The 21,506-nt window shown below is 62.2% G+C and carries 18 protein-coding genes; 10 read left to right on the plus strand and 8 right to left on the minus strand.

The window, feature by feature from the left end; all coding sequences use genetic code 11:
* Positions 1-48 precede the first annotated feature (48 nt).
* On the plus strand, positions 49-1,959 hold the full coding sequence (gene htpG, locus S6FBBBH3_RS06305) for a molecular chaperone HtpG (RefSeq protein WP_120176942.1): 1,911 nt from the start codon (positions 49-51) through the stop codon (positions 1,957-1,959).
* A gap of 183 nt (positions 1,960-2,142) precedes the next feature.
* Here htpG and S6FBBBH3_RS06310 read toward each other — a convergent pair whose 3' ends face one another.
* From S6FBBBH3_RS06310 to S6FBBBH3_RS06320, 3 genes are all read right to left on the minus strand, one after another.
* On the minus strand, positions 2,143-2,892 hold the full coding sequence (locus S6FBBBH3_RS06310) for an ABC transporter permease (protein ID WP_120176943.1): 750 nt from the start codon (positions 2,890-2,892) through the stop codon (positions 2,143-2,145).
* Positions 2,886-3,755 (minus strand): ABC transporter ATP-binding protein, encoded by an 870-nt coding sequence (locus tag S6FBBBH3_RS06315; RefSeq protein ID WP_232008742.1) that lies wholly within the window; start codon positions 3,753-3,755, stop codon positions 2,886-2,888. The genes S6FBBBH3_RS06310 and S6FBBBH3_RS06315 overlap by 7 nt, the downstream gene beginning before the upstream one ends.
* A gap of 117 nt (positions 3,756-3,872) precedes the next feature.
* Positions 3,873-4,823 carry an ABC transporter substrate-binding protein gene (locus tag S6FBBBH3_RS06320; RefSeq protein ID WP_120176944.1) on the minus strand — a complete coding sequence of 317 codons (951 nt, stop codon included), beginning with the start codon at positions 4,821-4,823 and terminating at the stop codon, positions 3,873-3,875.
* Positions 4,824-5,395: 572 nt separating this feature from the next.
* Here S6FBBBH3_RS06320 and S6FBBBH3_RS06325 point away from each other — a divergent pair.
* The 5 genes from S6FBBBH3_RS06325 to S6FBBBH3_RS06345 all read left to right on the plus strand — a co-directional run bounded on the left by S6FBBBH3_RS06325 (position 5,396) and on the right by S6FBBBH3_RS06345 (position 9,360).
* On the plus strand, positions 5,396-6,184 hold the full coding sequence (locus S6FBBBH3_RS06325) for an AzlC family ABC transporter permease (protein WP_120176945.1): 789 nt from the start codon (positions 5,396-5,398) through the stop codon (positions 6,182-6,184).
* A 24-nt stretch (positions 6,185-6,208) separates the two neighbouring features.
* The gene (locus tag S6FBBBH3_RS06330; RefSeq protein ID WP_179950553.1) at positions 6,209-6,553 is read left to right on the plus strand and encodes an AzlD family protein; all 345 of its coding nucleotides are present in this window, start codon (positions 6,209-6,211) and stop codon (positions 6,551-6,553) included.
* 162 nt (positions 6,554-6,715) lie between these two features.
* Complete coding sequence (locus S6FBBBH3_RS06335; RefSeq protein WP_120176946.1) at positions 6,716-7,549, plus strand: ATP-binding cassette domain-containing protein; 834 nt, start codon at positions 6,716-6,718, stop codon at positions 7,547-7,549.
* A gap of 127 nt (positions 7,550-7,676) precedes the next feature.
* The gene (gene modA / locus S6FBBBH3_RS06340; protein WP_232008743.1) at positions 7,677-8,447 is read left to right on the plus strand and encodes a molybdate ABC transporter substrate-binding protein; all 771 of its coding nucleotides are present in this window, start codon (positions 7,677-7,679) and stop codon (positions 8,445-8,447) included.
* A 199-nt stretch (positions 8,448-8,646) separates the two neighbouring features.
* Positions 8,647-9,360, plus strand: a complete 714-nt coding sequence (locus S6FBBBH3_RS06345; RefSeq protein ID WP_120176947.1) for a molybdate ABC transporter permease subunit — start codon at positions 8,647-8,649, stop codon at positions 9,358-9,360.
* Positions 9,361-9,380: 20 nt separating this feature from the next.
* Here the strand turns inward: S6FBBBH3_RS06345 and S6FBBBH3_RS06350 are convergent, their stop codons facing one another.
* The 3 genes from S6FBBBH3_RS06350 to S6FBBBH3_RS06360 form a co-directional block, all read right to left on the minus strand.
* Positions 9,381-10,121 carry a DJ-1/PfpI family protein gene (locus S6FBBBH3_RS06350; protein WP_120176948.1) on the minus strand — a complete coding sequence of 247 codons (741 nt, stop codon included), beginning with the start codon at positions 10,119-10,121 and terminating at the stop codon, positions 9,381-9,383.
* Between the two features lie 640 nt (positions 10,122-10,761).
* Positions 10,762-11,376 carry a response regulator transcription factor gene (locus S6FBBBH3_RS06355; RefSeq protein ID WP_120176949.1) on the minus strand — a complete coding sequence of 205 codons (615 nt, stop codon included), beginning with the start codon at positions 11,374-11,376 and terminating at the stop codon, positions 10,762-10,764.
* On the minus strand, positions 11,366-13,141 hold the full coding sequence (locus S6FBBBH3_RS06360; RefSeq protein WP_123957653.1) for a sensor histidine kinase: 1,776 nt from the start codon (positions 13,139-13,141) through the stop codon (positions 11,366-11,368). Before S6FBBBH3_RS06360 ends, S6FBBBH3_RS06355 begins: the two co-directional genes overlap by 11 nt.
* A gap of 296 nt (positions 13,142-13,437) precedes the next feature.
* Here S6FBBBH3_RS06360 and S6FBBBH3_RS06365 point away from each other — a divergent pair, with 296 nt between their 5' ends.
* The 3 genes from S6FBBBH3_RS06365 (at position 13,438) to S6FBBBH3_RS06380 (ending at position 17,214) form a co-directional block, all read left to right on the plus strand.
* Positions 13,438-14,931, plus strand: coding sequence for an FAD-dependent oxidoreductase (locus tag S6FBBBH3_RS06365; RefSeq protein ID WP_120176951.1), 1,494 nt, complete (start codon positions 13,438-13,440; stop codon positions 14,929-14,931).
* A gap of 261 nt (positions 14,932-15,192) precedes the next feature.
* Complete coding sequence (locus S6FBBBH3_RS06370; protein WP_120176952.1) at positions 15,193-16,218, plus strand: LysR family transcriptional regulator; 1,026 nt, start codon at positions 15,193-15,195, stop codon at positions 16,216-16,218.
* A gap of 765 nt (positions 16,219-16,983) precedes the next feature.
* Positions 16,984-17,214 (plus strand): hypothetical protein, encoded by a 231-nt coding sequence (locus tag S6FBBBH3_RS06380; protein ID WP_120176954.1) that lies wholly within the window; start codon positions 16,984-16,986, stop codon positions 17,212-17,214.
* A gap of 336 nt (positions 17,215-17,550) precedes the next feature.
* On the opposite strand, the gene S6FBBBH3_RS06385 is transcribed toward S6FBBBH3_RS06380, so the two are convergent.
* Both S6FBBBH3_RS06385 and S6FBBBH3_RS06390 read right to left on the minus strand, forming a co-directional pair.
* Positions 17,551-18,579, minus strand: a complete 1,029-nt coding sequence (locus S6FBBBH3_RS06385) for a ribonucleotide-diphosphate reductase subunit beta (RefSeq protein WP_120176955.1) — start codon at positions 18,577-18,579, stop codon at positions 17,551-17,553.
* A gap of 44 nt (positions 18,580-18,623) precedes the next feature.
* Complete coding sequence (locus S6FBBBH3_RS06390; RefSeq protein ID WP_120176956.1) at positions 18,624-20,399, minus strand: ribonucleoside-diphosphate reductase subunit alpha; 1,776 nt, start codon at positions 20,397-20,399, stop codon at positions 18,624-18,626.
* A 555-nt stretch (positions 20,400-20,954) separates the two neighbouring features.
* Between S6FBBBH3_RS06390 and S6FBBBH3_RS06395 the strand changes: the two genes are divergently transcribed.
* Complete coding sequence (locus S6FBBBH3_RS06395) at positions 20,955-21,287, plus strand: thioredoxin family protein (protein WP_120176957.1); 333 nt, start codon at positions 20,955-20,957, stop codon at positions 21,285-21,287.
* The last annotated feature ends 219 nt before the right edge of the window (positions 21,288-21,506 follow it).

Genomic DNA, 21,506 nt, shown 5'->3' on the forward strand with positions numbered 1-21,506 from the left:
CATCGAGTCGCTTCGGGTCGGGATCCGATTTTTTTAGGGAATACAGAAATGGCCGCTCAAGTCCATGGTTTTCAGACCGAAGTCTCCAAGCTTCTTCGCCTTCTTGCGAAGTCGCTCTATTCGAATTCCGACGTGTTCCTGCGCGAGCTCGTCTCGAACGCCTCCGACGCGATCGACAAGCTCCGCTTTCTCTCCATCACGAAGCCCGAACTCGTGAAGGACGATCCCGTCTTCTCGATTCGCGTGCGCGCGGACCGAGAAGCGGGCATGCTCACGATCACGGACAACGGCATCGGCATGACCGAATCGGAAGCGAACGAACACCTCGGCACGATCGCGAAGTCGGGGACCGAAGCGTTCCTTGCGAACCTCTCGGGCGACGAAGCGAAGGATTCGCAGCTGATCGGGCAGTTCGGCGTGGGCTTTTATTCCGCTTTCATCGTCGCGGACCGTGTGACGGTGATCTCGCGCTCGGCGAACGCCCCCGAAAACGAAGCCGTCCGTTGGGAGTCGACGGGCGAAGGTACGTACACGTCCGAATTGACGACGCGCGCCGGCCGCGGCACCGACGTGATTCTTCATCTCAAGCCCGAAGCCTCGAAGTATCTCGAAGACTGGGAACTCGAAGAAATCATCCGCACCTACTCCGACCACATCGCCACGCCCGTCTCCCTCTGGAAGGAAACGACGCCCGCGAAGACGGACGAGAAGGACGAAAACGTCGTCGAACCCGCGCACTACGAGTGGGTCCAGGTGAACGACGCGAAGGCGTTGTGGACCATGAACCCCCGCGAAGTGAAGGACGAAGACTACAAGGCCTTCTACAAGCACTTGACGCACGAGTATGCCGATCCGCTCTGCTGGGCGCACAACCGCGTCGAAGGCGAAATGGAATACACGTCGCTTCTCTACTGCCCGGCAACCGCTCCGTGGAACCTCTACGACGGGCGCGAGGGGCACGGGTTGAAGCTCTACGTGCAGCGCGTTTTCATTCTGGATAAGGCCGAGGCGTTCCTGCCGCATTACCTGCGCTTCATCCGCGGGTTGATCGACACGAACGATCTGCCGCTCAACGTCTCGCGCGAGCTCCTGCAGGAGAGTACCGTGACGCACAAGCTGAAGAAGGCCGTCACGAAGCGCGCCCTCGGCATGCTTGAAAAGCTGGCCGCGGACAACGACAAGTACGCCGCCTTCTGGAGCGAGTTCGGCAAGTGCCTCAAGGAAGGCGTCGTCGAAGACCCCGCGAACCGCGAAGCCGTGATGAAGCTCCTGCGCTTTGCGTCGACGAAGGACGCGGAAACCGAAGCCCGCTCCGCGACGGTGTCGCTCGCGGACTACGTCGCGCGCGCCCCGAAGGAACAGACGAAGATCTACTACCTCGTCGCCGGCAGCTACGAAGCCGCCCTTTCCTCGCCCTACCTCGAAACCTTCCGCAAGAAGGGGATCGAAGTGTTGCTGCTCTGGGAACGCATCGACGAGTGGATGATGTCGGGCATGCCCGAATTCGAAGGGAAGGCCTTCGTCTCGGTCACGGCTTCGGATCTTGAGCTCGGGGAGCTTGCCAAGGACGACGCCGAAGCGCAGAAGAAGGTCGAAGAAGCGGCGGGTGACTCGGTCGAGCGTCTCAAGAAGGCCTTGGGCGACAAGGTCGAAGGCGTGCGCGTTTCGAGCCGCCTCGTCGAGAGCGCGAGCTGCGTGATCGGGCAGAACGACCAGATGCTCACGCCGCAGATGCGTCGCATGCTTGAAGCGGCGGGCCGCCCCGTGCCCGAAGAAAAGTTCACGCTTGAAATCAATCCCTCGCACCCGCTCATCCAAAAGGCCCTGGCCGAAACGGACGAAGCGCGCTTTGCGGATTGGGCGGACGTCATCTACGAGCAGGCCGTCTTGGCCGACCAGGGGACCGTCAAGGACCCGGCGGGCTTCGTGAAGCGCCTGAACGCCCTCCTCACGAAGTAAGACGCGTCGGGCCGTTGCTCCGGACGGGGGACCTCATGCGCGACACTGTGTGACCGTACGAGTCCCTCCGGGGCAAGCGCCTTGGATCCGTAAAAAGAAAAGCCTCGGAACCGTGAAGGTTGCCGAGGTTTTTTCATCCCGATCGGGAAAATGTTCGGGTCTGAGGCGAAGTCTTTTTTCCACTCAATGCCGCACGAACATCCACCGGCAGGCGACCCGCTCGGCAGCCGCCACCGCCCCGTAAAGGAGCACGCCCAAAAGGCTCATGCCGAGGATCCCGACGAACATGCGAAGGACGTCGCCCATCCCCCAGGCGTCCATGATGAGCCAGCCGAGGCCCGCGTCCGTCGCGAAGCTTTCCGCCAAAAAGAGAACGGCCATGGCGGTGCCCGACGCGACCTTCAGGGACGTAAAGAGTGACGGAAGCGCGGCGGGAAGCCACACGTGCCGCACGAGCTGCCACGTGTTCCCGCCCATCGAGCGGAAGGCCTTTTCAAGCGCCGGGTCGAGCGCCAAAGCCCCTTCGCGCACGATGACGAGGATCTGGTAGCCGGTCGTGAGCCCGATCAAGAGAAGTCGTGACGCGTCCCCGAGTCCCACGAGCGTGAAGAAGACGGGCAGAAGCACGATCTTCGGAATCGGATACGTGAGAAAGGTGACGGGTGCCGCAATCCAGTCGAGCGCCCGCACGTGCCCCATGAGAAGCCCCAGGGGAAAGGAGACGAGCACCGCCGCCCCGAGGCCGCCCGCAAGTCGCCCGAGGGAAAGGAGCGCATGACGCAAAAAGTCGGGGTCGGTGAGCGCCGTCGCAAATGCAACCGCCGTCGTGACGGGATCGGGCAGGAGCTCGGGCCCCAACGCGCGGCTGCCCGCGAGCCAGAGGAGAAAGAGAAGGAGCGCCGCGGCCCCGAAGCGAAGTACGAGTTTCAGCATGCGCCCTCTTCCTTCTTCAAAAGATCGTCCGCCGTGAGGGGGTCGACGTCGGAAAGCCGCGGACTCCCGTCGCGCGTGTCGGCCGCTTCGCGAAGCGTCCGGTGCACGGTACGGATCATGTCGAAATTCACAGCCCGATCTCGAAGCCCCGGTTCGTCCGCCAAGGTGTGCGCGGGATTTTCGAGGCACGCGAGGATCCGCGAGGGTCGCGCACCGAGGACGAGAATGCGGTCGGCCAAAAAGACGGCCTCGGCAATGTCGTGCGTGACGAAAAGAAGCCGCACCGGGTGCTTGCGCCGAAGGCTCATGAGGACGTCCTGAAGGCGCTCGCGCAAAAGCGCGTCCAAGGCCGAAAAAGGTTCGTCCATGAAGAGGATTTCGGGCTTCGCGATCAAGGCGCGACCGAGCGCGAGGCGCTGGCGCTGCCCGCCCGAGAGTTCTGACGGAAAACGCTTTTCAAGACCCGTGAGGCCGAGCTCTTCGAGCATTTCGGCAACCAAGTGTTCTCTTTCCGCCGCGTCGTAGCGGTTCCGGCCTTCGAGGAGAAGCGGAAGTTCAAGGTTTTCCCGCACGCGCTTCCAGGGAAAAAGCGCGAGGCTCTGCCACACAAAGCTCGTTTTCAGGTCCGTGATCGCCCCCTCCTCCCACGTGACGCGGCCCGAAACGGGCGCGCGCAGGCCGGCGAGCGCCGTAAGGAGCGTCGACTTGCCGCACCCCGATTCGCCCACGATCGCAAGCGACTCGCCTTCGGGGAGATCGAATGAAAAATTGCGGATCACCGGGCGGTCGCGTCCGTAGGCGACCGTCAGATCGCGAACTTCGAGACGCCCGCCCGCGCGAGGCATGTCGACCGTCGGCTGCATGGGTGGGTTCCTGAGTGGTTGAGGTGAAAAGAGAAACGAGGAAAGCGCGCGTTCCGATCGCTCTTTCCTCGTCGCTTGCGTGATTTACGGCAGCGGCTTTATGCGCCGATACCGATTTTAGCGGGCCGCGGGATAGACAACGTCTTCATACGCGGGAACGGCCTTGAGCATGCCCTTCTTGACCATCCAGTCGCCCACGCGCGTCACTTCTTCGGGGGCGGGAAGCGGAGGAAGGCCGTCCGCCGTCTGATAGATGGAGAAGCGCACCATCGTATACTGCGGCGCGACGGGCGGGGGCAGAAGGCCCTTTTTGACCATCACGCCACGGAACTTCTCGGGGTCCGCTTCGATGCGGCGGGCGGCTTCGGCAACGGCCTTGCGGAAGCTCGCGACGACTTTGTCGGTCGCAACGTCGTTCTTGAGGGCGACGACGGCAAGGGCTTCGTTGAGGCCCTTATCCTCCCACAGAACGCGACCGCCCTTCGAGGCGACGACCGAAACGAGGGGCTCGGGCAGCAGGGCCGTATCGACCTTGTTCGAAAGGAGCATCTGAAGGCGGATCGGGATCTGCTTGACTTCAAGGTTTTCGAGTTTCCCTTCCGTCTTCGTCGTTTCGGCCATGCGGTCGAGCAGGTAGTCGATGATGGTGGCCGAACTCATCGCGGTCTTCGTGCCCGCGGGGATCGCTTCGAGGCTCGTCAGCTTCTCGGCCGCGGCGGGCGACGTGACGAAGCCGAAGGCGCGCTGCTCGGGGTTCGTGTGCGTCGTCGTCACGACGATCTTCTGGCCGATACCCGTCGCATTTTGCGTGAAGACGTTCATGAGGTCGCCGAAGTGGCCCTGAAGACGGCCGGCACGCATGGCGGCACCGATTTCGAGCGCCGACTTGAAGGGAACGATCTCGACGTCGAGCCCTTCGGCCTTGAAGAGCCCTTCGTCGGCCGCGGCCTGAAGCACGATCGAATCGGCCGCAGGGAGCGTACCGATGCGAAGGGTTTCGGCGGCGGCGCCGCCGGCAAAGAGTGCGGAAAGCACGGCGCAAAGCGTCGCGGTCGTCTTCAGACTCATGGTAGTTCCTCGTTGTGTGGGAGCGTCCCGCGCACGCGACGCTGTCGGCCGGCGCGGGCACCCGTTTTGTGACTCGGTTGTCGGAGTGAAGCGTACGGCGCGACGCGTCGCACGAACTCACGAAACATTAGCACGGCGCGCGACGGACGGCGTTCTGAGAAAGGCGGCAAATTCCGTATGTCGACGACCGCCCGGTCCCTCGAAGGTCTCCCGGTCCGGGGACGCTCGCCCCGAACACATCCGTACTTCTTTACCCGTACGCGCCGAGAACTAAGTCATTTCTCTGAGGAATCCGTGAGGATGCGCGGATAAAATGCATCGAATCCGCCCCGTGCGAAGACGCCCGGGCGTAATGACGGAACCCGACGCGCGTTGACGGTGAGAACGACTCCGTACGTCGGGTTTCGTTTTTCCGCGAACTGCCGCGGCCGTACGGATTTCAGTTTCCGCAGGCTCGATTCTCGATTTCCGAAAACGACCGGTTCCGACGCTTTTCGCTCGCCCGAGGTCGCACCTCGAACGCTTTTGTCATTCCCCGGGCTTTGCCCGCTTTACGACCGCTCGACAGCTTCATGACTCACTCCTCCGTCGCCTCGGAAATGCTCCGGGGATTTGTTCGCGGGTTGCCGCTTATCTGCGGGTGCCTGCCGCTCGGCTTTATTCTCGGCGTTCAAGCGAGCCAGCACGGGATGAGCGTTTTGACAACCGTCCTCATGACGGGGCTCAACTTCGCGGGCGGGAGCGAATTCGCGGCGGTGGCCCTCTGGAGCGCCGCGCCACCCGTTGCCGTCGTGATTTTCTCGACCTGGCTCATCAACAGCCGCCACATCGTCTTGGGGGCTTCGTTGGCACTCCACACGCGGCGTCTTACGCCTTTGCAAAACGCCTTCGTCTTTTTCTTCATGTGCGACGAGGTTTGGGCCCTGACGACCGCCGACATCGCGGCGCGAAAGCGCGCGGGAGCGGCTTCGGGGGACCTCTTTTCCTTTCCCTTCCATATCGGGATGGGGCTTGGGTTTTGGACGCTTTGGATGGCCTCGGCCGGTGCGGGTGCCGCGCTCGGGCAGTCGATCGGGGACATGACGAAGTGGGGTTTCATGATGGCCTTTCCCGCGACCTTTGCATCCCTCATCGTCATGATGTGGCCGGGGCTTCGCCGGTCGCTCCCGATCGTGCTTGCGGCTCTGGCCTCCGCCGTCGCGAGCCTTTTCGTTCCTTCGCACTGGTGCGTCCTGGCGGGTACGCTGACGGGCCTTGCGGCCGTACTGCTCGGCTTGGACGATCTTCAAAAGTTCACCGGGAAAAAGACCGCATCCCGCGAGCAGGGCGAAGCCCGCATCGAATCCGGCCTTGAGTCTTGAGAGAGTCTTTTAAGGAGAGAGCCCATGAGCGAACTCGCACTGATCGACGCCGCCCGCGACCTCTTCGCGCTTCCGACGCCGCTTGAATTCCTCACCGTTCTCGGGATGGCCGCCGCCACCTATTCGACGCGCGCCCTCGGCTGGTTGGTGCTTCGCAATCGGACCGTCTCGGCGCGCCTTCAGCGTGTTCTCGAAGCGGCTCCCGCCTGCGTGATGGCCTCGATCGTCGCGCCCTACTTCATGACGACCGATCCCGTCATGCTCCTCTCGCTTGCCGTCATGACGATCGCGGCGCTTTCCACGAACCTCGCTGGCACCGTGGTGCTCTCGGTCCTCGCGTACGCGGGATTCAACGCGATTTTGCACTGATTCGGCCGTAACCCGCCGCCGGGAATCCCCGGGGGCGCGAAAACCCCGAGTCCCGTTCCTTTGCAAAAATCGCTATTCTATTTCCGAATAGCGCTTCGCGCCGCTTTCGGGCAGTTCCCGCAAAGCGCACGAAGCGCGGGGGACCGGATACGGAGGAATCGGATGGAGCGCGACCTGTGGATCAACGTGAGAAAGCGCCGCGGCACCGTGGCGCTTGACGTCGACATTCGCATTCCCGCCGACGGGATCATCGTTCTGCGCGGCGAATCGGGCTCGGGGAAAACGACGCTCGCCGACCTCGTTGCGGGTCGCATCGTTCCCGACGACGGGCTCGTGCGGCTCGGCGGTCGAACGCTCGTCGACGTTCTTCGAGGGATCGTCCTTCCGCCTCACGCCCGGGGGATCGGCTACGTCTTTCAGACGCACCGCCTCTTTCCTCACCTCACGGTGCGCCAAAACATCGAATTCGCCCGCACGACGGGGCGCCGCTCGAAGGGCGCCTGGTCGGGCCTCACGGTCGACGAAGCGGCACGACGTTTCGGCCTCACCCACCTTTTGGATCGGCGCCCCGGGACGCTCTCGGGCGGCGAAAGCCAGCGAGCGGCCCTCGCCCGTGCGCTTTACGGCGCCGAGGACCTCCTCATTCTCGACGAACCGCTCTCAAGCCTTGATCCCAAGCTGCGCGAACGCCTGATGGACGAAATCGAAGCGGCCTTGTCGGGCCTTTCGATTCCCGTTCTCTACATCACGCACAGCGACCGCGAAACCGAGCGCCTGGCGCGCCGCGTCTACCGGCTCGCGGCCGGAAGAATCGTCGACTACGTCGATTTCGGACGAGAGCATCCCCACGCGAGCGAGGACGACATCGAGGAGCTTTCTCCGGACGACCTTCGGCACGTTGCCTCAACTTCCCCGAGACCACCTTCCGCTGCAGTCCGACCGAACCCGCCGTTCGACGCCTACGCGGCGCGGTCCGCGTCGGATTCTTGGGGCTGAGTGCTTCGGGAAATCCGCCGAAGCCCGGCTTGAGCTGCAACTTCTTTTGCCCGATCGATATCAAAAACCACCGACCAACACAACCACAGACCACATCCACGACTTACGTCATTTTTCGGAGACTCCCATGACCACTCGCAACTCCCGTCTCGATACGCTCTCCCTTCGCATGAAGCCCGCCGCGCTGCTTCTCACGGCCGCCCTCTCCTTCGGGCTCGGCGCTTCGGTCGCTCAGGCCGAAGTGATCGTCACCACCGGCGCGGGCTACGTCCCGATGGTGAAAGCCCTCGTTGCGGCGTACCAAACCGAGACGGGCGCCAAGGTGGGGACGGCCTTCGGCGGCAACATCGGGCAGATGCTCGCGCAGACCGCGTCCGGGTCGGGCGTCAACGTCGTGGTTTCCGATCGTGCGAGTCTCAAGAAATTCAAGATGCTCGATAAGACCGAGGTCGTCCTCGGCACGACCCCGATCGTTCTCATTTGGAAGAAGGGCCTCGCGCTCGCTTCTCCCGACGATCTCGCCAAGCCCGACGTCGAACGCATCGCCTATCCCGACCCCAAGGCCGCGGTCTACGGGCGTGCGGCCGCGGATTTTCTGAAGACCTCGGGGCTCGGTGCGAAGCTCGAAGGAAAGATCAACGTCGTATCGACCGTTCCGCAGGTGACGGCCTACGTCGCGAAGGGCGAAATGGACGCGGGGTTCGTCAATCGCCTTGCCGCCAACGCCCAGAAGGCGAAACTCGGCGGGTCGCTTGAAATCGCCGACTGCCATCAGCCGATCGTCATGACGGCGCGTCCCGTCGAGGGCGCCTCGAAGGCCGAGGACGTCCAGGCGTTCCTTGCCTGGCTCTCGGGCGAAAGCGCGAAGAAGATCCTTCGCGAAAACGGGCTCGACTGAGCGCAACCGACCTTGTTCGTCCATTGATGCATTGAAGGAAACGTCGGAGAGCTCGCAGGACTCTTGCCGGAAAGCCTGCGAAGGACAAAGGGCGCCCGATCGGCGTTGATTTGTCCTTCGAGTCCCTCTTCGCATCCGCTCCGCCCGTTCCCGACGTTTCCCTCTTCTTTACCCCCTCACCCGCACCCCGAAGCCCGTCATGGAAACCGAATTCTCGCCGGAACTCCTTCTTTCCGTCCTTCGCGATCCCGTGATCGCGGGTGCCCTGGCGCTCACCTTGCGTACGTGCTTGGTGGCAACCGCGGGGTTTCTCATCGCGGGGCCGGCGCTCGCGTGGCTCTTTGCGCGCAAGCGCGGCTGGGTCGTGCGCTCGCTCAATTTCCTCGTGACGCTCCCGCTCGTCTTTCCGCCGATCGCGTTGGGCTACCTCCTTCTGCTCCTTCTCGGGCGCACCGGGCCCGTGGGGGCGCTCTTGGCGGACGCGGGTCTTCCGATGGTCTTTTCAAGCGCGGCCGTCTACTTTGCGGCGTTCGTGGCGGGGTTGCCGCTTGTCGTGCGGCCCGTGGTCGCCGCTTTGGAGAGCCCCGCGCTTTGCGACCTGGAGTTCGCTGCGGCCGTTCACGGGGCGCGGCCTCTCACGGTCTTTTTCAAGGTGACGCTTCCCCTCATTCGCACGCACATCCTCTCGGGCCTGTTGCTCGGTCTCACGCGTGCGAGCGGCGAGGTCGGGATTACGATGATGTTGGGCGGGAACCTTTCGGGCCGCACCAACACGCTGTCGCTCGAAATCTTCAACGCGGTTTCGCGCGCGGACTTCGATGCGGCAACGGCCCTGTGCCTCGTGCTTTCCGCCTTCACGCTCCTTGTTTTCGCACTGCTCGAAGCACTTCGCCGTCGGTCCGTGGCGCTCTGAAGCGCTTCGAGAGGTTTCCGTCAGTCCTTGGCAAACGGGTCGTCCGTCGGGTCTTCGTTCCAGCGGTATTCCGTGAAGACCGCGATGCGTCGGGCCTCTTCGACGCCGAAACGCTTCGCAACGAAGCCGAGCGCCATGTCGGTGCCTGCCGTGAGGCCCGAGCTCGTCGTGAACTTCCCGTCCTCGACCCAGCGGGCGCGCCCCACCCAACGCACCTTCGGGAAACGCGAGAGCGCCATGCCGATCGCATTCTTGTTCGAGGTGGCGGCCTTGCCGTCGAGCAGACCCGTACGGGCGAGGAGGACCGAACCCGTGCAGACCGTCATGACTTCGCTCGCACCTTCCGCAGCGTCCTTTACCATCGAAAAGAAGGCGTCCGGCAAATTGAGATAAGCGGGCGCGGCCCCGGGGACGAGGAGCCAATCGACGTGACCCGCTTTCCGAGCGTCGCTCCAGGCTTCGGTCAGGACGGGAACGCCCTGGGCGCTTTTGACGATGCCCCCTTCGACCGATGCGAAACGAATCGTGAGACCTTCAAGGTTTCCGAGCATCTCCACGGGGCCCATCGCGTCGATCGTCTCGAAACCCGGGAAGAGCAGTACGAGGAGATCGTGCGCAGTGCGGCCTTCGTGGGTGCTTGCGGTTTCCGGGGCCTGCTCGGAGGAACTCAGGGCGAAGGCCGCCGAACTCGTTAGGGCCGTGCCCGCGGCGAGTACGGAAAGAGAAAGTGTTTCGAGCAACGTGCGACGATTAACGGTCATGGATAAACCTCGATGTAGGGAAAAAAGAAGAGAACGGAAAAACCCGGGGACTTCCGTCGGCATCCTACTCGTAGAAAGGCGACCGTTGCTTAAGGCGGGTTCGATTTGCCTGACGTTCGGACAGGCTCGGAAACGCGTATCATTCGGTGCGACATCAACGACCGAATTAGAGCTCGCCATGACGACCCGTGCCCCGAGTGCGGATGCGGGTCTTCCGATGGTTTTTGCGCCCGCGGCCCTCTGCTTGCGGCGTTGGAGAGTCCGGCGCTCACCGACCTTGAATTCGCGGCGGCGGTACACGGAGCGCGCCCCCTGACGGTCTTTTTTCGCGTGACGCTTTCGCTCATTCGCACGCACATCCTATCGGGTTTGTTGTTCGTCCTCACGCGAGCGAGCGGTGAGGTCGGGATCACGATGATGTTGCGCGGAAACCTTTCGGGCCGCACCAACACGTTGTCGCTCGAAATTTTCAACGCCGTTTCGCGCGGCCTTGTGTCTCGTCCTCTCCGCCTTCACGCTCCTTGTTTTAGTTCTTCTCGAAGCGCTCCGCCGTCGGTCCGTGGCGCTCTGAAGGCTTCGCCGGACCGCTTGAGCCGGTTTCACGAACCAGCGGATGACGGAAGCAGTACCTGTGAGAGCTTCAGTCGAGGAAGGTCCCGGAGGCGATCTTTTCTTTGAGCTCCGCTGCCGAGCGCACGCCGAGCTTTCGCATGGCGTTGGAGCGGAAAAATTCAATCGTACGACGCGAAACGCCGATTCTCTCTGCAATCTGCCGGCTCGTGAGGTTTTGCCCGACGAGCGCGACCACCTGTCGTTCGCGGTCGCTCAACTGCGGCGCCGCTTCGGGCACCGGCGAGCGACGTTGAGCCGTGTGACCGTAGACGGGATTGTCTTCCGCTCGCCGGACGGCCTCAAGCAAACGCTCGGCCCCCACGGGCTTCGGCAAAAACGAAACCGCTCCTTTTTGCATCACGTCCACGGCAAGGTCGATCGATCCGTGGGCCGAGAGAAAAACGATCGGCAGAGTCGAGCCGTGTGCAAGGAGTCGCTCCTGGAGTTGCGGTCCGGTCATGCCCGTCATCTTGACGTCGAGAAGAAGGCAGCCCCGGCTCGTGACGTCCCCTGCTTTGAGGAACGCTTCCGCGCTCGAATAGACGACCGTTTCGTAGCCTTCGCCCTCAAGCAGAAAACTTATGGCGTCGCACAAGGCTTCGTCGTCGTCGAGGATACGAATCAAAAAAGGCTCACGGCGCATCGGTCGGTGGCTCCTCGCGGATGAGTGGAATCGCAATGCGGGCTTGAAGGCCGTGCGCTTCCAAGGGGTTGATCGAAAAGGAAAGCGTACCTCCGTGTCGCTCGATGAGGTGCCGTACGATGGAGAGCCCCAACCCGAGCCCCGAGGGTTTTTCACTTGTGACGGGCGTGGTGAGGGTCTTGAGGCGCTCGACGTCCGCAAAAGGTCCGTTATCGACAATGTCGAACGTGATCGAGCCGTCGGTGAGGCCGACCCGCAACAGAATGACGGGCGACGCGACGCCTTCGGTGGCTTGTGCGGCGTTGCGAAGGAGGTTCACCACGGCGAGTTCCATTTCAATGAGGCTCGCGCGAATGCGGGTGGTCCTGAGGCTCTCCGAACATTCGAGGATAATCCGATCCTTCCAACGCGGGTACGACAGAAACAGGTGATCAAGCAACTCTCCGATTGTCAGCGGCGTGAGGACGGGATTGCGTTCGCGAGCATAGTTGCGCACGCGGTCGACGATGTTGGCGGCTCGTTCGGCCTGGGTTGAGATCCGGCGGGCAATGCTTCGTATGCGTTCGGGTGTCGTCGCTTCCGAATCGGCCTGACGCTCGAGCCCTTCCGCGTAGAGCCGCACGGCCGCAAGCGGCTGATGCACTTCGTGGGCGATGAGGCTCGAAAGCTGTCCGACGGCTCCCGCGCGTTGCAGCGATTCGATGCGGCGGTTCTGATTCGTTTCTCGGCGATGAGCTTCTTCGAGCTCGGCTTCGCGTTGACGAACGAGCTTGTCCGAGCGCCACGCGTGGAGGAAAAAGCCCGTCAGTGCCAGCAGCGCAAAGGCGATCAGCGGACGGTAGGTCTCGATGAAGCGCCGTACCGTCCACTCGCGCAAGTACGCGTACGGCCCCGTTTTCAGAATTTTCAGAAGGTTGTCGACCGCGTGGTAGTCGGTTGCAACCGACCAGGCGCGGCCGTCCTCGGTGGGCGGCATCGTCAGGAGCGCTACGAGCAGTTTTCTCGAATGCTCGGGTGCGATGGTCGGCATGACGGAAATCCCCTGCGCGGGATAGAGTCGCGTACTGTGCCGACAAGCAACCTCTCCCGTAACATCTCCGGGCGGCGGCAAAACGCGCAGTTGCCGCGCGAGCTCGGGGTAGTGTTTTTCGAGTGCTTCGAAAGCACAGAGCCTCAGGAAGCCCGCATCGACCCGTCCCGAGGCGACGGCTTCGGCCACCTCTTCCATCGAGGCGCTTCGGTGAAAGAAGAGATTCTCGGCAAAGAACCGATCGGGATCTTCGCCCGCGGCCGCAATTTCACCCAATGCGATCTGGTAGCCCGAAAAGCCGTACGGGAGATTGGCGGCAAGTCGCGTGCCGCGCAACTCGAGAAGCGAGCGCGCATCGTCATGCCGAAGAACGATGGCCGTCCCCTCGTTGTGGTTCGGATCTTCGAGCCCCGGAGCGACGCTCGTGGCCAGGGGACGTGCCCCGGTGTCGACAAGACGTCGAGCTACCCCCGCACTGCTCACGAACACGTCCACTTCGCCCGCCCGCACGGCGCGTTCGAGCCCGGCCACGCTGTAGTGCGTGACGACGAGGTTCTCGCGTCCGAAAGTGCTCGCCAGTGTTGCGCTGGTGGAATCGAGGAATTCGTCGCGTTGGTGAAGAAGCGCGAAAGCACTGATCCCCACCCGAATCGGCGAGGCGTCTCCCGTAGCGGGGACAAAGAGCGCACACGTCATTGCAGCGGCAAGGAGCGCATTCGGGAATCGAGCGGACATCGATCGGGTCAAAACCAAGGAACGGAAGGAAGAAAGAAAGAAGCGGCGGCCCGGGGGCACGCCCGGAAATTCTAGCCCGCGTGGAATGCCTCCCGACCGTGCTCTTGCAACCTCGGGCGTGCCCGTACACCCGTTGAATCGACCCTCCTTGAGCCCGGTCAAGACTACTTATCGGACCTTGCGTAATAGAGTTTTCTTCATGCGGCAACGCTCGCCCGCCTCCGATTCGACCAATGTCGGAAGCCGCCGAACCGCCCTGCCGCAGGACCACAACCCATCGCAAAGGAGACTTTCATATGACCGACATGAATCGTCGTTCCGCTCTTCGTACGGGGCTTTTCGGAGCCGTTGCCGCCACGGCCGCGGGTACGGCCAATCTGGTGCACGCCGCGGAGCCTGCCGCCGAGACGGGTGTCAAGACGCTCGAGTTCGACCTCGTCGTGATCGGTGCGGGCTGCGCCGGCATGACCGCGGCACTTGAAGCCGCCGACGCGGGTGCCAAGGTGGCTCTCCTCGAAAAGATGTCCGCTCCCTTCGGCAACACGATCTACGCGGGCGGTCACTTCAACGCGACGAACACGTTCGTGCAGAAGAAAAACGGCTTCACCGACACGATCGACGAGTTCTACAAGGACATGATGGAGGTCTCGCAGCACCGCGGCGACCCGAAGCTCACGCGCATCTACTGCGAAAAGAGCGCCGACTGCATCGAATGGCTCACGAAGCGCTGCGGCATCAAGTGGGGCAAGATGGTGAAGGAAGTGTGGCCGGCCACCGTGCGCGGGCACGTCGTTGCCGGTCCGAAGAAGCCGGGCGGCGCTCAGCTCACCTTCCAGATGCTCGAAGAAGTCAAAAAGCACAAGAACATCACCTTCATGACGAATACGAAGGCGATTGAACTTCTGAAGACGCCTCTGCTCGAATGCGTCGGTGCCCGGGCCGTCTCGAAGAGCCAGGGGGCGCTCGAACTCCGTTCGAAGTGCGGCGTCATCGTGGCTACGGGCGGGTTCCATGCCAACAAGGAGATGGTGTGCCGATACATGGGCGGCGGCGTCGCTTGGATGCCGCTTCGCGGTTCGGCTTACATGATGGGGGAAAATATCACGCTCACCCGCCCCTTCTTCCCGAATTACGTCAATATGGACCAGTTCCACGGCGGACCGATCGGCGTCAATCAGGCGAATCCCTCGACGATGGTCAACTACGGCGTGATCGTCAACAAGGCGGCCCACCGCATCATCGACGAAGAGAAGACCTACGTGGCGATCGCGAAGGAACTTCCGTCGATCACGAAGGACAACAGCGCCTTCATCATCATTGACAGTCAGGTGGTCGACATCGAAACCGTCGCGACGCGCATCGCCCGCTACAAGAAGGCCAAGGCGCCGATCGCCGAAGGGAAGACGATTGCCGAACTCGCCAAATCGATGGGTGTCGACGAAAAGACGCTTGTTGGTACGATCGACGAATACAACGCGGCCGTGAAGGCCGGCAAGGGCGATACGCTGACGCCTCCGAATACGCTTGAAAAGCCCCGCCTCATCGAAAAGGGCCCCTTCTTTGCGTTCGCCTTCCAGGGCGGCATGACGGCAACCTTCGGCGGCCCCAAGATCGGAGCGAACGGCGAGGTGCTCAACACCGAAAACCAGCCGATCCCGGGGCTTTTTGCCTGCGGGAACTCGATCGGCGGCCTCTTCTACGACGACTACATTGTGGGCTCGCAACTGACGGCAGCCGTCATCTGGGGGCGTCTCTCGGCTCAAGCTGCCGTGAAGGCGCTGAAGGCCTGAAGATCTGAAAGCACTGCGAGGGGCGGTTGCCGGTCATCGATTCGGCTTCTCGGACTGCGGACCGAGAGGTAGGCCGATCGTACGATTGCGTGATTGCTCCTCGAGCAGCGTACGCTTACGACTCGACCGTCTTTTTTCGAAAGGCGGCCGAGTCGCCGTCGTTTTGTCGATGCGTCGCAGAAGGCCGATTCGCTCCTCTTTTCTCCTACGGGTTTAACCGCGTATCATTCGGGGCTACAACAACGATTGACGAATCCGCCCATGACGACCCGTGTCCCAAGAACCGAAAGACTTTCGACGCCGCCCGAACTTCTCAAAAAGGGCGAAATGACGTTGGAGCTTCTGGAGTTCCTACACGTCCTCGCGCAAACCGAGTCCGTGACGGGAGCGGCAACGCGCCTGAGGATCTCGACGCCGAAGAGCTCAAGGCTCCTTCAGAAGGCCCGCGAAATCTTTCGCGACGACCTCTTCGTGCGGCACGGGAAGGCCCTGGTGCCCACGGCCTTCATGAAGACCTTGCGCCCGCGCCTTGCTCAGGCGATCGGGAGTTGGGAGCATCTCTTCGAGAACGCCGTCTTTCGGCCCGAAACGTATGAAAAGACCGTGCGGGTCTGCGCGATGGACAGCGCTCTGGCGACGGTACTCGCGCCGGCCATGCTCGAAATCCGCCGTCGGGCGCCGGGTGTGCGGTTCGAGGTCGTGCAGCTCGACCGGGACCTTCTTACGATGCTTGCAAACGGGCGGATCCACATCGGGATCGCCCCGCGGGCGATGGTGCATTCGAGCTCCATCATGCAGCAGATGCTCTACGCTTCGCAGTACGTCTACGTGGTGCGGCCGGGGCACCCGTTGGCGTTGCGGGTCGAAGCGGGCGAAAAGATGACACGCGATGCGATCGAAGCGTTTCCGGCGCTGCGGATCAACACGCTCCTCGACGACGAATCCTGGCTCATGCCTTCCCCGCGCGAGCAAGGGGCGATCACGATGCCCTACATGCTCGGGGCACCTCGCATCATTCGCGAGAGCGACATGGTGCTTCGCATGACGGGGCGATTGGCGCTCGAATACGTGCGATCTGGGGAACTCGTGGCTCTGCCCACCCCCTGGGTGCGACCCGGGATCGAGCGCGCGCTTTACTGGCATCAGCGCACGGACAGCGATCCGGGGCTACAGTGGATCCGCTCGATGATTCGGTCGTTCGGCGTGAAGATCTCCGACGAAGAAGCCGTCCGACGGATCTTCTCCACGAGCCCGCGGTTCCTCGCGAAGGAAATCGACGAGTTCTGAGGGCCCGCTTCCGGGACCGCTCGCCCTCCCCCCGCTCTTCCTCCGAGCGGGCCGTGCTCGTTACCTCTGGGCGATTTGCCGTCCGCGGCGTACGCGCCGAGCGAGCACGCGGCCGCACGGGAGCCGCCATTTCTTCGTGAGTTGTGCCGGGCGGCTTCCGGCCGAAAGGGACGGTAAAGAAAATCCGAGACCGGTCGGTCCCGAGGGCTTCTCGGGGCCGCACTCGAAGCGTACGCGGCGAGGCACAAATCCCTTTCGGGCGTACGAGGCCTGCCGCAGCGGACCCGCCTCTTCGAGCCGGCGATGGGTCGATTCGGACGGATCTCGGGATGCACGACGGTCGGATCGCGATTCGGTCGGTCTTACCTCCCGTCGGACGTCGGGTAGTTCCCCGTTTTCACGTCGTTCGCGGGTTTTCGTGCGAGAAGAAGATTACGGAAATTTCGGCGAATCCGAAATGTGCAAAAACCAATACGCGGATTTACGAATTCGAGAATATCGATTTCATTTTTCGACGTTGAACGACAAAAGAACGTCGATATCGAATCAAATTATGAAGTATTCGAGTGCATGAAGGACGCTTTTCGGAATATTTTCCGGAATCGATTACGGAGACAAATTCGTTGTAATTCAGTGGGTTCTATTGCAAAACCGTGTCACGGCGGGAAAGAACCGTGTAAATCGCCGAAAATTGACCGTTGCATTTCACGCACGGTGCGCCTAGGATCGATGGTGCCCCTTAAACACTCCTTCCCGAGAAAAATCATGACCGTCAAATCCACCGTTCTCAGCGTCCGTCTTTCGATTGAAGATCGCGATGCGTTCATGCACCTCTGCGCCTCGGAATCGACCTCCGCTTCGACCGTCGTTCGCGAAGTGATCCTGAAGGCCCTTTCCGAAGGGCGCCTTCCGAAGCGCGAGCTCGTCGCGGACGACTTCGCTTCCGTCGACGCCCCGGACTCGAGCGCCGTGACGCCGAGCGGGAGCGCCTCCTGATTTCTTGGGGATCCGGCGCCTCAAAGCCCTTCCCCGCCCGCCTTTCGCTCGCCTTTCGCCCGTGAGAAGACGGTGCGCGCGAGAGGGCTCCCGCGAATGCGAAAAGCCCGAACTCCTCGGAGTCCGGGCTTTCGTTCGTTTCGGCCTCGTCGAGATTCCGTCCTTGCGTCCTTACCCGCGGTCCTCGGCGGGTAAGAAGATCGGCGCGGCCTTCAAGCGCTTCAAGCGCCGCAAAGAGGCTTCGACAGTTCGAGAGCTTCGCCCCGGAGGCTTCGGAGCTTGTTCGCAGGCACCGCCCTGCGATCTTCGGTCTTGCGCCCCCGGGGCAAAAAGGGTTTATTCCTTCGCGCTCCCCCACACTTCGCTCCAGTCGCCCGTAAGGGCGCCCTTCGCGTAGTCGACCACGCGGTTTTCGAAGAAGTTCGTGTGCGAGACGCCGAGCATGGCGTCGACCCACGGGAGCGGATTCTTGGTCGAGCCGAAGATTTTCTTGAGGCCGAGCCCCGTCAGACGACGGTCCGCGATGTAGCGGATGTAGGCGCGGACGTCTTCGCGCGTGAGGCGTTCCATTTCCGAGACGCCGAACGCAAGATCAATGAAGCGGTCTTCGAGTTCCACCATCGTTTCCGCAATCGAATAAATGCGGCGCTTCAGGTCGTCCGTCCAGAGGTGGGGATTTTCCGTCACGTACTCGCGGAAGAGGCGCGTCATCGAGTCGGTGTGGAGCGTTTCGTCCGCAATCGACCAGGCGATGATCTGGCCCATCCCCTTCATCGTCCCGTTGCGGGTGAAGTTGAGGAGCATCACGAAGCTCGAAAAGAGCTGCATCCCTTCCGTGAAGGCCGAGAACGCCGCGATGCGGGCCGCAAGGCCGTACTCGTCGTTTTCGGAGACTTCGTTGAAGAAGTCGTGCTTCGCGGCCATCGCTTCGTACTGAAGGAATTCGTTGTAGATGGATTCGGGAAGCCCGAGCGTTTCGATCAAGTGCGAGTACGCGGCGATGTGCACCGCTTCGCGCGCGGCGAAGGACGAAAGCATCATGCGCACTTCCGGCTGCCCGAAGCGCGGGAGGTAGCTCTTCACGTAGGCGCCCGAGACGTCGATGTCGCCCTGGGTGAAAAAGCGCAGGATCTTCGTGAGGAAGTCCTTTTCGCTTTCGGTGAGCTTCCTCTGGTAGTCCTTCACGTCCTCCATCATGGGGACTTCGGTCCAGAGCCAGTGCATCTGCTCCGACTGCATGAAGGCTTCGTAGGCCCACGGATAGCGGAAGGGCTTGAAGTAGGTGCGCGAGGAGAGCAACCCCTCCCCTTCGGGCGCGGCGGCCGGTCGAACGACCGACTTTTCATCGATGGCGGATTCGGTCATGGCGATGTGTGTACCTTGTGTGTTCGTTGCGTGTCGGCGGACGGTCAGCCTTCGCAGGCAAGACACGTCGTGTCGTCGGCGACCGCTTTCATGTTGATGTCGTCTTCGATGCGGCGGCGCTCGTTGACGACACCCACGCGGTCGGCTTTGCGGAGCTTGTCCGAGCGGTTGTAGTAGAGCGACTTGAGGCCGCGCTTCCACGCCGTGAAGTGGCAGACGTGGAGGTACGGGATCGAGACGTCCGGCGGGAAGAAGAGGTTCACGCTCTGGCCCTGATCGATGAAGGGCTGGCGGTCGGCGGCCAATTCAATGATCCAGCGCTGATCGATTTCGGTCGCGGTGCGGAAAACGGCACGCACGGTCTCGGGAATGTCCTCGCGGTGCGCGATCGAGCCGTCGTGGGCGATGATGTCGGCCCAGACGTCGTCGTTGTTGAGCCCGAGGCGATCGAGCTCGCGCACGAGCTGGGGGTTTTTCACGATGTAGGCGCCCGAGATCGTGTCCTGACGGTAGATGTTCGCGCGACGCGGCTCGATCGAGGGGCTCGTGCCCCCCATGATGAGGGACGACGAGGCGTTCGGCGCCACCGCGTTCCAATGGGAGAAGCGGCGCTTCACGCCCGCTTCGGCCGCGTCCGGGCACGGACCGCGCAGGTCGCAGAGGATCGCGTCCGCACGGGCGCATTCCGACTGAATGTGCTTGAAGATGCGGATGTTGATGCTCTTGGCGAGCGCCGACTCAAAAGGAACGCCCTTCTTCTGAAGGTACGCGTGGAAGCCGAGGGCGCCGAGCCCCACGGAGCGTTCGCGTTCGGCGCTCTTTTTCGCGCGCGCGATGGGCTCGGGCGCATGGTCGATGAAGTACTGAAGGACGTTGTCGAGGAACTCCATCGCGTCGGGGATGAAGTTGGCATCGTCCTTCCACTCGTCGAAGTATTCGAGGTTCACGGACGAGAGGCAGCAGACGGCCGTACGGTCGGCGCTCGTCGGAAGGAAGATTTCCGTGCAGAGATTCGAGCCGTGGATCGAGAGCCCCTGATCCTTCAACCAGGAGGGCAAAACGCGGTTCGCCGTATCCGTGAAGACGAGATAGGGTTCGCCCGTGTGCATGCGCATTTCGAGAATGCGCTGCCACAAGTCGCGCGCGGAAACGACTTCCGTGACGCGCCCCGTGGCCGGGTCCTTCAGCTCCCACGAATCGTCCGCATCGGCGTCGCGCATCGAGGCTTCGACCTTCGCCATGAAGGCGTCCGAAAGATTGACCCCGTGGTGGAGGTTGAGGGCCTTCAGATTCTGGTCGCCCGTGGGCTTGCGCATCTCGATAAACGGAATGATGTCCGGATGATCGATGTCAAGGAACGCGGCGTAGGAGCCGCGGCGGGTCGAGCCCTGACGGTACGCCAGACACGCCGCGTCGTAGACCTTCAGGTGCGGCATCACGCCCACGCTCTTTTCGTCCGCCGAGCGGATCCCGACGTGGATACCCACGCCGCCCCCGAGCATCGAGAGCCAGTTGACTTCGGAGAGCGTGTCGACGAGCCCCTCGGCGCTGTCGGCCATGTAGGCGAGGAAGCACGAGATCGGGAGACCCTTCTTCGAGCGACCGAAGGAGAGGATCGGCGTTGAGAAGGAAAGCCAGTGACGGCTCGCGTAGTCGTAAATGCGCTGTGCGTGTTCGGGGTTCGAGGCAAAGGTTTCGGCAACCGACGCGAAACGCTCCTGAGGGCTCGTTTCTTCGGGGCGCATGTAGCTTTCGCGCAGACGAATCCGACCGAGCTCGTCGAAGAGCTCGTCGCGGCGCGGATCGATGGTGACGGACATGGAAGAGGACCTTAGGGGGATGGGTAAGAGGGGCGCGAACCGCCGGAGGCGACGAAAAACGAATGAAGGCCCGCGCAGCGTGATTTCGGGGCGCGGGCCTTGAAATGGTGTTTTCGTTGCTTGGGTTTTCTATCTATGGTGGTTTCGCAAAAACAACGTCCGCTCATCCTAAAGGAAGCCGCGGGGATTTTCCAATAGGTGCAACCTATGGTTCCGATTGTTAACGGAGCCGTTTTTGCGGGGTGCGAGGCCGCGCCCGAGCGGCTTTTCCGTGCTTATCCGCTACTTCGGTGCGAAGTTTGTCGTCGGTTTCTCTTTGGTCGTACGTCCTCGGGGGGAATCTCGGGACGAATTCGATACACCGTTTGCGGGATGCGGGTACGTACGGCAACATGCGGAAACAAAGGCCGACGCCCGAGAGGGCGAATTTCGCCCGAAAGGTGCCTCGCGAAAGAGAACGACTTTCAAAAGTCGTGCTACGATGAACCTAAGCTATCGGACGGGAAGAGAAACGCCCCGTCCGTCACCCTCAACACTCCGCAAGAGGTTCTCACCATGAGCGAAATCGTTCCCGTCACCTCCGCCAATCTCGACGAAGTCGTCTACAAGTCCGACGTTCCCGTGATTCTCGCCATCGGCGCCTCCTGGTGCATCGACTGCCGCCGCGCCGCGCCCTTCTACCAGGCCTTCGCGAAGGAATACGCCGGTCGCATGAAGTTTGTCTCGATCGACTCCGAAGCCTCGCCCGAACTCAAGGAAAAGTTCGACGTGAAGCACATCCCGACGATGCTCGTCGTCAAAAACGGCGTCGAACTCCCGGGTCGCCTCGTTGAAGTGAAGACCCCGTCGGAATTGAAGGCCTTCATCGAACAGGGCCTCGCCGCCTGATTTCGTCGGAAGTCCCGATTTTTCGGAAAGCTCTCTCGCACGCCGCGGGGGAGCTTTTTTCATTTCGGCCCTCCCGCCGCACGTCCTCTCCTCTCATTCTGCCTCCCTCTTCCGGCCTTCGACTTTCGATCGGTTTGGGCCTCTTCTTTTCCCCTCATGCGTGCTCCATACGCGCCAATCCGCACTTCGTAGAGTTTCGGGCAAGAAGCGCGTAAGGTT

The sequence above is a fragment of the Sutterella megalosphaeroides genome (assembly GCF_003609995.1).
Lineage (GTDB): Bacteria > Pseudomonadota > Gammaproteobacteria > Burkholderiales > Burkholderiaceae_F > Sutterella > Sutterella megalosphaeroides.

Coding starts and splice junctions, on each gene's coding strand:
- S6FBBBH3_RS06345 (WP_120176947.1), top strand. CDS start 8,647: ATGGAAACCGAATTCTCGCCGGAACTCCTTCTTTCCGTCCTTCGCGAT.
- S6FBBBH3_RS06395 (WP_120176957.1), top strand. CDS start 20,955: ATGAGCGAAATCGTTCCCGTCACCTCCGCCAATCTCGACGAAGTCGTC.
- htpG (WP_120176942.1), top strand. CDS start 49: ATGGCCGCTCAAGTCCATGGTTTTCAGACCGAAGTCTCCAAGCTTCTT.
- S6FBBBH3_RS06370 (WP_120176952.1), top strand. CDS start 15,193: ATGACGACCCGTGTCCCAAGAACCGAAAGACTTTCGACGCCGCCCGAA.
- S6FBBBH3_RS06380 (WP_120176954.1), top strand. CDS start 16,984: ATGACCGTCAAATCCACCGTTCTCAGCGTCCGTCTTTCGATTGAAGAT.
- S6FBBBH3_RS06355 (WP_120176949.1), bottom strand. CDS start 11,376: ATGCGCCGTGAGCCTTTTTTGATTCGTATCCTCGACGACGACGAAGCC.
- S6FBBBH3_RS06315 (WP_232008742.1), bottom strand. CDS start 3,755: ATGCAGCCGACGGTCGACATGCCTCGCGCGGGCGGGCGTCTCGAAGTT.
- S6FBBBH3_RS06350 (WP_120176948.1), bottom strand. CDS start 10,121: ATGACCGTTAATCGTCGCACGTTGCTCGAAACACTTTCTCTTTCCGTA.
- S6FBBBH3_RS06330 (WP_179950553.1), top strand. CDS start 6,209: ATGAGCGAACTCGCACTGATCGACGCCGCCCGCGACCTCTTCGCGCTT.
- S6FBBBH3_RS06310 (WP_120176943.1), bottom strand. CDS start 2,892: ATGCTGAAACTCGTACTTCGCTTCGGGGCCGCGGCGCTCCTTCTCTTT.
- S6FBBBH3_RS06320 (WP_120176944.1), bottom strand. CDS start 4,823: ATGAGTCTGAAGACGACCGCGACGCTTTGCGCCGTGCTTTCCGCACTC.
- S6FBBBH3_RS06325 (WP_120176945.1), top strand. CDS start 5,396: ATGACTCACTCCTCCGTCGCCTCGGAAATGCTCCGGGGATTTGTTCGC.
- modA (WP_232008743.1), top strand. CDS start 7,677: ATGACCACTCGCAACTCCCGTCTCGATACGCTCTCCCTTCGCATGAAG.
- S6FBBBH3_RS06365 (WP_120176951.1), top strand. CDS start 13,438: ATGACCGACATGAATCGTCGTTCCGCTCTTCGTACGGGGCTTTTCGGA.
- S6FBBBH3_RS06335 (WP_120176946.1), top strand. CDS start 6,716: ATGGAGCGCGACCTGTGGATCAACGTGAGAAAGCGCCGCGGCACCGTG.
- S6FBBBH3_RS06360 (WP_123957653.1), bottom strand. CDS start 13,141: ATGTCCGCTCGATTCCCGAATGCGCTCCTTGCCGCTGCAATGACGTGT.
- S6FBBBH3_RS06390 (WP_120176956.1), bottom strand. CDS start 20,399: ATGTCCGTCACCATCGATCCGCGCCGCGACGAGCTCTTCGACGAGCTC.
- S6FBBBH3_RS06385 (WP_120176955.1), bottom strand. CDS start 18,579: ATGACCGAATCCGCCATCGATGAAAAGTCGGTCGTTCGACCGGCCGCC.